This is a genomic window from Romboutsia sp., assembly GCF_035470145.1.
Classification (GTDB): domain Bacteria; phylum Bacillota; class Clostridia; order Peptostreptococcales; family Peptostreptococcaceae; genus Romboutsia_D.
Window position 1 is genome coordinate 1 of record NZ_DATIRC010000213.1, and the last position, 8,096, is coordinate 8,096.

Annotated in this window: 8 protein-coding genes, 1 tRNA gene and 1 other RNA gene; 1 reads left to right on the forward strand and 9 read right to left on the reverse strand. The window is 28.5% G+C overall.

The features are described 5' to 3' along the window. Positions 1-350: 350 nt before the first annotated feature. Positions 351-581, reverse strand: coding sequence for a glutaredoxin family protein (locus VLM92_RS09130; protein ID WP_325276033.1), 231 nt, complete (start codon positions 579-581; stop codon positions 351-353). 188 nt (positions 582-769) lie between these two features. On the opposite strand from VLM92_RS09130, the gene VLM92_RS09135 reads away from it, so the two are divergent. Beyond that, positions 770-1,984, forward strand: a complete 1,215-nt coding sequence (locus VLM92_RS09135; protein ID WP_325276034.1) for an MGDG synthase family glycosyltransferase — start codon at positions 770-772, stop codon at positions 1,982-1,984. Positions 1,985-2,103: 119 nt separating this feature from the next. Here the strand turns inward: VLM92_RS09135 and VLM92_RS09140 are convergent, their stop codons facing one another. The 8 genes from VLM92_RS09140 to serS form a co-directional block, all read right to left on the reverse strand. Beyond that, positions 2,104-2,328, reverse strand: coding sequence for a hypothetical protein (locus tag VLM92_RS09140; RefSeq protein ID WP_325276035.1), 225 nt, complete (start codon positions 2,326-2,328; stop codon positions 2,104-2,106). Between the two features lie 142 nt (positions 2,329-2,470). Further along, the gene (recR, locus tag VLM92_RS09145; RefSeq protein ID WP_325276036.1) at positions 2,471-3,070 is read right to left on the reverse strand and encodes a recombination mediator RecR; all 600 of its coding nucleotides are present in this window, start codon (positions 3,068-3,070) and stop codon (positions 2,471-2,473) included. Between the two features lie 11 nt (positions 3,071-3,081). Then, on the reverse strand, positions 3,082-3,426 hold the full coding sequence (locus tag VLM92_RS09150) for a YbaB/EbfC family nucleoid-associated protein (protein WP_325276037.1): 345 nt from the start codon (positions 3,424-3,426) through the stop codon (positions 3,082-3,084). 60 nt (positions 3,427-3,486) lie between these two features. Then, positions 3,487-5,130, reverse strand: coding sequence for a DNA polymerase III subunit gamma/tau (gene dnaX / locus VLM92_RS09155; RefSeq protein ID WP_325276038.1), 1,644 nt, complete (start codon positions 5,128-5,130; stop codon positions 3,487-3,489). Between the two features lie 249 nt (positions 5,131-5,379). Next, positions 5,380-5,644, reverse strand: an RNA gene (gene ffs, locus VLM92_RS09160) — signal recognition particle sRNA large type. 29 nt (positions 5,645-5,673) lie between these two features. Then, positions 5,674-5,767: transfer RNA gene (locus VLM92_RS09165), tRNA-Ser, on the reverse strand. A 3-nt stretch (positions 5,768-5,770) separates the two neighbouring features. Continuing rightward, a complete protein-coding gene (locus VLM92_RS09170; RefSeq protein ID WP_325276039.1) occupies positions 5,771-6,223 on the reverse strand; it encodes a nucleoside deaminase in 453 nt (150 codons plus the stop codon). 169 nt (positions 6,224-6,392) lie between these two features. Beyond that, a complete protein-coding gene (serS, locus tag VLM92_RS09175) occupies positions 6,393-7,676 on the reverse strand; it encodes a serine--tRNA ligase (RefSeq protein WP_325276040.1) in 1,284 nt (427 codons plus the stop codon). Between the last annotated feature and the right edge of the window lie 420 nt (positions 7,677-8,096).

Here is an 8,096-nt window from a genome sequence, read left to right on the forward strand (position 1 = left end):
CTCAGATACTGTTATATATCTGGCTTTGTTTGTTTGGTTTGTTTCAAATTCTATAAATTAACCTACTGTTTAATTTTCAAAGTTCATTTTCTTGTTTGCCCTTTTCTTAAGGACAAGTAATACTATATCATCTTAATTTAATATCGTCAACACTTTTTATGAAACTTTTTTATATTTTTTGTTACTTTTTTATAAATTCAAGTCATTTCCTAACTCCTAGCTTATTCTATGTAATATATATTTTTTTATACAACCTAGAGTTATATTGTTTACTCACTAAAAATAATGTAAAAAAGTAATTAATTCTATACCTCCTTACACTATTTTAGATAATATTATTTTATTGTAGCTTATATTCCTAATAAATTTTTCATTCTATTTAAGTCAAACCCTAATACATGTTGACCATTTATAATAGTAACCGGAATTGACATATACCCCATATCTATTAAAGCTCTTCTATCTTGTGAATTTTTAGATATATTACGCTCTATATATTCAACATTATTAGATTTTAAAAATTCTTTTGCTTTTATACATTGAATACATGAATCACTTGTATATATTTCTACAGCTTTCATAAGTTTTATCTCCTTTATTTTCATTATCTATAATCTTGTATTTTTTTTTGTTATATAATAGATTATTATTAGCGCATTATTAGTATATAATCTAATATGTAGCAAATTAAATTTATTAAACATAATTAATAATACAAAAAATTGTATTATTATTCAATATAACGCTACATTTTTAGGAGGAGTTTATTATGAGCAAAAAAGTATTAATTATGTCTGCTTCAACTGGCGGAGGACATAATCGAGCTGCTCGAGCAATCAAAGAAGAATTAGAACAAAAATCAATAGATGGAATACCTATACAATGTGAAATAATTGATAGTTTAAAATTAGTTAATAATACAATGGATAAAATAATATCTAGGGGTTATGAAAAATCTGCAATATATACACCTAAAGCTTATGGAAGTGTTTATAGATTTTCTGAGACTACTCTTATATCTAAAAATGAATTTAAAGATAATCTACTTACGTCTTTTATGGCTCAGAAATTCAGAAAACTTCTTAAAAATTCTAAACCAGATGTAATTATAGGTACTCATCCATTCCCTATGATAGCACTGAGTACTTTAAAAAAGCATCAAAATTCTTATTCTAGTCCAACAAATTTCGGAGATACGTTTAATAAGCATTACTATGATATAGACGTTCCTCCAATGATTTCTGTATTAACAGACTATACAACTCATTCAACATGGATACAAAACGAAATAGATTACTACATAGTTGGCCATGAATATGTAAAAGAATTGTTGGTTTTTGAAGGTGTTGAAAGTAATAAGATTAAAACTTTTGGTATTCCTGTTGAAAAGTCATTCTTATCTAATAGAGATAAACAAACTGTTTTAACTGAACTAGGTTTATCTCCTGATAAACTCACTGTACTCTTAATGGGCGGAAGTTTCGGTGCTGGAAATATAAGAGAAACCCTAGTTGAATTATTAGATATAAACAGAGATTTCCAAATTATAGTTATAACTGGAAGAAACGAAAGTCTTCGAGAAAAAATTGATAAAAAATTAGCCTCTCACCCTCATGATAAAAATGTATGTGTTTTAGGCTATACTAATAAAATGAATGATATCTTAGCTTCAATAGATGTATTAGTAACTAAACCTGGAGGCTTGACTACTACTGAAGCATTGCTAAAAGATGTTCCAATGATAGTTCCTTATTATATACCTGGTCAAGAAGAAGAGAATTTAGATTTTCTCTCTAACTGTGGTGCTGCACTTAGAACAACAAAAAAATATACTCTATCAGTACTTTTAAAAGTTCTTATAGATGATTCATCTAGATTAGATATACTTAAACGTAATATAAAGTCTATAAGGAAATTTAAGTCTTCTCAGAATATAGCTAATTTAGTTATAGATATATTAGAAAAAGATAAACAACCTCAATAATATCAGTAATATATATAACTATATAAATAAAATCCCTATTGGACAATTCCTATAGGGATTTTTTATTTTATAGTAAATGTTTAAGTATATAACAATTTACTTGTATTAACTTTTTCTTTCTAATACATTGGTTCATAAAAATCTTCTTCATAATCATATTGATAATCCTTATAGTTATTTCTAAAGTCTGTATTTCTAGATTTTGAAGTCTTTTTTGATTTTTTCTTGATTAATAAACTCATATCATCATTTTCATCATATTTACTCTTATCCTTTGAGTTTAACTTCTTTAGCCTTTTTTCCTTCATAGCCTTATGCTCTTCTAGGTTCATAGTTGATTTCATATTGCACCCCTATTAAAAATTTTAAATGAATATACAACAAATTATACATTACTCAGAATTTTTGTTCAACAAATCTAATATATTTTTAACCACAAAATTCTTCTATTAAACGACAAAAAAATCGAGGCATTCACCTCGATTTTTATATTTCTCTTCTACCTTCTAATGCTTTAGATATTGTTACCTCATCTGCATACTCTAAATCCCCACCTACAGGTAATCCATGAGCAATTCTAGTCACTTTTATACCCATCGGTTTTAGAAGTCTAGCTATGTACATAGCTGTAGCTTCACCCTCTATTGTAGGGTTAGTAGCCATTATTATTTCTTTTACATCTTGAGTTCCTAATCTTTGTATTAGCTCTTTTATTTTTATCATATCTGGTCCAATACCATCCATAGGAGATATAACACCATTTAATACATGGTATTGACCCTTAAATTCTCTTGTTCTTTCCATAGCAGCAACATCTCTAGGATCTTCTACTACACAGATAACACTAGCATCTCTATTTTTATTAGAGCACATGCTACAAGGATCTGTATCAGTTATATTACAACATACTGAACAGTATCTTATTTCCCTTTTAGCTTCTACTATAGCTTTAGATAAAGCTTCTACATCATTAATATTCATATTAATAACATGGAAAGCTAATCTTTGAGCTGTTTTCCTTCCTACTCCAGGAAGTTTTGAAAATTCTTCTATAAGCCTAGTTATAGGACCTGTATAAACTTGCATATTATCACCTACTAGAATAATCCTGGTATATTCATTCCTCCAGTTACTTTGCTCATTTGAGATGCTTGCATATCATCAACACTTCTTAATGCTTCATTAACTGCACTTAGAACTAAATCTTGTAACATCTCTATATCATCTGGATCAACAACTTCAGGTTTTATAGTTATATCTACAACTTCTTTCTTACCATTAACTTTAACAGTAACAGCTCCTCCTCCAACTGAAGCTTCAACTTCCTTTGCTTCTAATTCTTGTTGCATTTTTTGCATATTTTCTTGCATCTTTTGAGCCTGCTTTAATATATTATTCATATTTCCAGGCATCATTCCGCCTCCAAAACCTTTCTTAGCCATAATTAAAATCCTCCTTAAAAACTTACTTTTTATTTTAATATTATATCATAATAGTATTTATTATTTATCTTCATTTTCTTTAATACTATCTTTTATTTCTAATATATCTTTATTAACTAATTCTTTTAAAATTTCTTCGCCCTTGTCTTTTTTAACATTCTCTATTTCCAAACTTATATTTTTAACTTCAGATTCTAGTATTACTTTTATGCTAAAACTTCTATTTATAGTTTCTCTTATCATCTTTTCTATGTATGCTATAGTATTAGAATCATTTAGTCTTTTCTTTGCAAATTCAAATCCATCTCCATAAATTATATACAACATATTTTCATACACATTAAAACTACTTACATCACCCAATAAAAAATATACAGGCATCTGCTTACTTTGCTTATCATCTTTAATTTTTTGTCTTATTTTTTGCCAAGATGCCTCTATTAGCTTAACATCTTCACTTTTTACTGTTTCATATATTATTTCTTCTTCTGTATCTTCATTATTTTCTACCACTTCATTATTATTCTCTATGTTAACAGCATTAACCTTTATATTTCCACTTTCTATTATTTTTTCTAAATTCTCAATTCTTTTTATAAGAGCTTCTTTACTTTCATCAAACATAGGTTGAGCAATTTTCATCATAGTCACCTCTGCTAAAACTCTTGGGTTTGATGAAGTTCTCATAGTATCTTGAGTGATTGACAATATATTTAAAATTCTTATTAAATCATTCACATCTACATTATTAGCTTGAGATTTTAATTGTTTTATTGTTTCCTCTGGCAAAGAAATAATTTCATCAAGATCTGTAGATACTTTACAAACCATAAGATTTCTAAAATGATCTATCAAATCATTTATTAAGTTTCTTATATCTTTACCCCATATAACAAATTCATTTAAAGTTTGAAGAGATTTTTTTGTATCCTCATTTATTATAAACTGTGCCATTTCAAATAATTGTTCTATATTTACAGTCCCTAATAACTCTACAACATCTTTATATTCTATTTTATTATCTCCAAAAGATATACATTGGTCTAATATACTAAGTGCATCTCTTAGTGCCCCCTGAGCATTTCTAGATATAAGATTAAGAGCTTTATCTTCAACTTCTATATTCTCTTCTTTACATATTTTTTTCATCCTAGCAGTCATATCACTTACTGTAACCCTTTTAAAGTCAAATCTCTGACATCTCGATAAAATAGTTGCAGGAATCTTATGCGGTTCTGTAGTTGCTAATATAAATATTATATATGATGGTGGCTCTTCTAATGTCTTTAAGAGAGCATTGAACGCTCCCTGAGATAACATGTGTACCTCATCTATTATATATACTTTATACTTTGCTTTAGTAGGTGAGTATTTAACACTTTCTCTAAGTTCTCTTATATCATCTACACTATTATTAGATGCTGCATCTATCTCTACGACATCCATTATATTATCATTTAATATATCCTTACATGCATCACATTCATTACATGGTTCCTGATTAACACTATTTAAGCAATTAACAGCTCTAGCAAATATTTTCGCCGTAGACGTTTTACCCGTCCCTCTGGTTCCAGAGAATAAGTAAGCATGCCCAACATTGTTACTCTCTATCTGATTTTTTAAAGTTCTTGTAATATGCTCTTGCCCAACAACATCCTCAAAGTTTTGAGGTCTATATGCTCTATACAATGCCTTATGCATTTTTATCTCTCCTTAATAAAAAAATCTATCCAATATATTATATTTACAATATATTGAAATATTATATCATGATATTGTAATATATTTTACTTACATAAATTATAAATCCATTTTACTTATTTTACTTCTTAACCGTAATAGATTCTAATATATGTACCCTATTATAAGTTATATACTTAAAATGTTTAAAGTTTTATAAATAAAAAAAATCTCTTAAATTAAGAGATTTGTTTTTTATATATTTAAATGCTGTACACCATCTATTGACTTACTCTCATAAGCGTTACCTAAACAGTTAGCTCAACTTAGGCACCCCCGCGGCACACGAAAGTGGTCACTTACCGCTGCTTCCTTCCGGATCTGACGGGATTCATGAGCTTTCATTGCGCAGGACCTAAGTGTCAACACCACTTATTTAGGGCAGCCCTACAAAAGATAAGCCTCTAGATGGAATTCAATCCTGCTATAGCGGATTGCAGGTTACAGGGCACCGCTACCTCCCCATCTAGTACAGCAAAATTACAACCATATTTAAATTTCCTCTGGCGGAGAGTGTGGGATTCGAACCCACGATACGCTTTTGACACGTATACTCACTTTCCAGGCGAGCGCCTTCGACCGACTCGACCAACTCTCCCTATTATTTTTTCCTTAAAGTTTTAAAAAATTCTTGTAATATCTTGGAACAATCCTCTTCTAGCACTCCAAAGGAAACCTCAACGTTACTATTTTCATAATAATTTATTTTAAATTCATGCTGTTTTTCTGTATATGAATTCTTTATATGCTTAGTTCCTATTATAAGTTTTTTGATTCTAGAATTAACTATTGCTCCACTACACATAATGCATGGTTCCATAGTTACATATAAATCACAATCAATAAGTCTCCATCCACCTAAATTTTCTGCTGCTTCTCTTATAGCTAAAATTTCTGCATGTGCAGTACAATCATTTAAAGTTTCTGTAAGATTGTGGCCTCTACCTATAATTTCTTCATTTTTGACTACAACAGCTCCAATCGGAGTTTCTTTCTTATTATATGCTTTATATGCTTCTTTTAATGCTTCTTTCATATAGAATGATTTTTCCATATTTCCTCCTAAAACTTATAACAATTCTATTTTATCATAGTTTATTTTATAATTCAACTTAATTTTTTATTATTCCTATATCATCCTTGTATTCTTTATGTATATAAACTGTAAGAGGGAGCTTATATAAGCTCCCTCTTACAATTATATATCTGTTCTACTTTATTTTTTATAATTCATTATTTTTTATAACATCTACACCCATATATGGTCTTAACGCTTCTGGAACTATTACAGATCCATCAGCTTGTTGATAGTTTTCTAGTATAGCAGCTAAACTTCTTCCTACAGCTAATCCTGAACCATTTAATGTATGAACATATTCAGCTTTAGATTTCTTATCTCTCTTGAATCTTATACCAGCTCTTCTAGCTTGGAAATCTTCAAAGTTTGAACAAGAAGATATTTCAACATATCTGTTATAACTTGGCATCCATACTTCTAAGTCATATTTAAATGCTGCAGTGAACCCTAAGTCTCCTGTACATATTCTAACCACTCTGTATGGTAATCCTAACATTTGTAACATTTTTTCTGCATCATTAGTTAATTTTTCTAACTCATTGTAAGATTCTTTTGGATCAACAAACTTAACTAATTCAACCTTGTTGAATTGATGTTGTCTTACTAAACCTCTAGTATCTCTACCAGCAGATCCTGCTTCTGATCTGAAACATGGAGTATATGCACAGTATTTTATTGGTAATTGATCTACAGATAAGATTTCATCTCTGTGTATATTAGTTACCGGTACTTCTGCAGTTGGCACTAAGAAGTAATCTAATCCTTCTAATTTGAACATATCTTCTTCAAACTTAGGTAATTGTCCTGTTCCTACAAAGCTGTTTCTATTAGCCATGAAAGGAGGTAATACTTCCGTATATCCATTTTCATCTACATGAGTATTTAAGAAAAAGTTTATTAAAGCTCTTTCTAATCTAGCTCCTAATCCTTTGTATAAAGTAAATCTTGAACCAGTTATTTTACCAGCTGTTTCAAAATCTAATATTCCTAATCCAGTTCCTATATCCCAATGAGCTTTTTCTTCGAAATCAAACTTTGGAGTTTCTCCCCAAGTTCTTATCTCAACATTATCTTCATCAGTTGTTCCTTGTGGAACGTCTGGATGAGGTACATTTGGAATTCTCATTAATCTATATTCCATATCTGCTTCTACTGCTCTAACTTTTTCATCTATTACCTTTATCTTATCTGATAAATCTTTTAATACCACTTTTGCTTCTTCTACATTCTTGCCCTCTTTTATAAGTTGAGGTATCTTTTTAGATTCAACATTTAATTCATTTTTCATTACTTCAACTTCTTTAAGTAATTCTCTTCTTTGATCATCTAATTCAACTACAGCATCAAGATCAAATTCTTTTTCCCCTCTTCTATCCATCGCTTTTTTAATATCTTCTAAATTCTCTCTTATTCTTCTAACCTCTAGCATCTTTATATACCTCCTATTTATTTTAGATTAATAATTAATTTTCACTATATTTACCACTTTTAATTTTTAGCTGATAAAATCCGCTTATTAGTACTAATAAACCTACTTCCTAAATTTTAATGTAAACTCTCTACTATTGTAGTTAGCATTTTGTAGACATAATACTTCTATTTTTTAGTTTTTCAATAATTCAATTATATTTATATAAATATAATTGAATTTATTAAATTTTTTTGACAATATATTTTTTATAAAAAGTTTGCACTTACTTTTTATAAAAAATATATATATATCTACATTTAATTTACTCTAATTTATATTTTGTTATTAATAACGTTTTTTTCAATACATGTATTATAAGCTTAATTAATTTAGTTATTGATATTTATTTATCCAATATAATTGATTGTAATAAAAAAA

Excerpts from the sequence above, each read along its gene's own strand:
- dnaX (WP_325276038.1), bottom strand. The coding sequence starts at position 5,130 with ATGCATAAGGCATTGTATAGAGCATATAGACCTCAAAACTTTGAGGAT.
- VLM92_RS09130 (WP_325276033.1), bottom strand. The coding sequence starts at position 581 with ATGAAAGCTGTAGAAATATATACAAGTGATTCATGTATTCAATGTATA.
- recR (WP_325276036.1), bottom strand. The coding sequence starts at position 3,070 with ATGCAAGTTTATACAGGTCCTATAACTAGGCTTATAGAAGAATTTTCA.
- serS (WP_325276040.1), bottom strand. The coding sequence starts at position 7,676 with ATGCTAGAGGTTAGAAGAATAAGAGAGAATTTAGAAGATATTAAAAAA.
- VLM92_RS09135 (WP_325276034.1), top strand. The coding sequence starts at position 770 with ATGAGCAAAAAAGTATTAATTATGTCTGCTTCAACTGGCGGAGGACAT.
- VLM92_RS09150 (WP_325276037.1), bottom strand. The coding sequence starts at position 3,426 with ATGGCTAAGAAAGGTTTTGGAGGCGGAATGATGCCTGGAAATATGAAT.
- VLM92_RS09170 (WP_325276039.1), bottom strand. The coding sequence starts at position 6,223 with ATGGAAAAATCATTCTATATGAAAGAAGCATTAAAAGAAGCATATAAA.
- VLM92_RS09140 (WP_325276035.1), bottom strand. The coding sequence starts at position 2,328 with ATGAAATCAACTATGAACCTAGAAGAGCATAAGGCTATGAAGGAAAAA.